1 protein-coding gene is annotated in these 620 nt (G+C 53.2%); it reads right to left on the reverse strand.

The genetic code is table 11. The features are described from left to right. Positions 1–620, reverse strand: a 620-nt coding sequence (locus ACJHWR_RS25300; protein WP_074170411.1) for an EF-Tu/IF-2/RF-3 family GTPase, incomplete at both ends; no start/stop codon positions are given.

A 620-nucleotide genomic window follows, 5' to 3' on the forward strand; every position in this document is an offset into this window, starting at 1 on the left:
ACAACGCCCGCGCCAACGGTACGGCCGCCTTCACGGATTGCGAAACGCAGACCGTCGTCCATCGCGATCGGGTGGATCAGGGTAACAACCATTTTGATGTTGTCGCCCGGCATTACCATCTCTACGCCTTCCGGCAGTTCGATGGTACCAGTCACGTCAGTAGTACGGAAGTAGAACTGCGGACGGTAGCCTTTGAAGAACGGAGTATGACGGCCGCCTTCATCTTTGGACAGAATGTACACTTCAGATTCGAACTTGGTGTGCGGCTTGATGGTGCCCGGCTTAGCCAGTACCTGACCACGTTCGATTTCTTCACGTTTGATACCACGCAGCAGAACACCTACGTTCTCACCAGCACGGCCTTCGTCCAGCAGTTTGCGGAACATTTCAACGCCAGTACAGGTAGACTTCTGAGTCTCTTTGATACCAACGATTTCAACTTCTTCACCAACTTTGATGATACCGCGTTCTACACGACCGGTAACAACGGTACCACGACCGGAGATGGAGAATACGTCTTCGATCGGCAGCAGGAACGGCTTGTCAATCGCACGCTCTGGTTCCGGAATGTAAGAATCCAGGAAGCCAGCCAGTTCCAGGATTTTCGCTTCCCACTCTGC

Origin of the sequence: Escherichia sp. WS568 (assembly GCF_046486085.1) — a bacterium.
Lineage (GTDB): Bacteria > Pseudomonadota > Gammaproteobacteria > Enterobacterales > Enterobacteriaceae > Escherichia > Escherichia coli.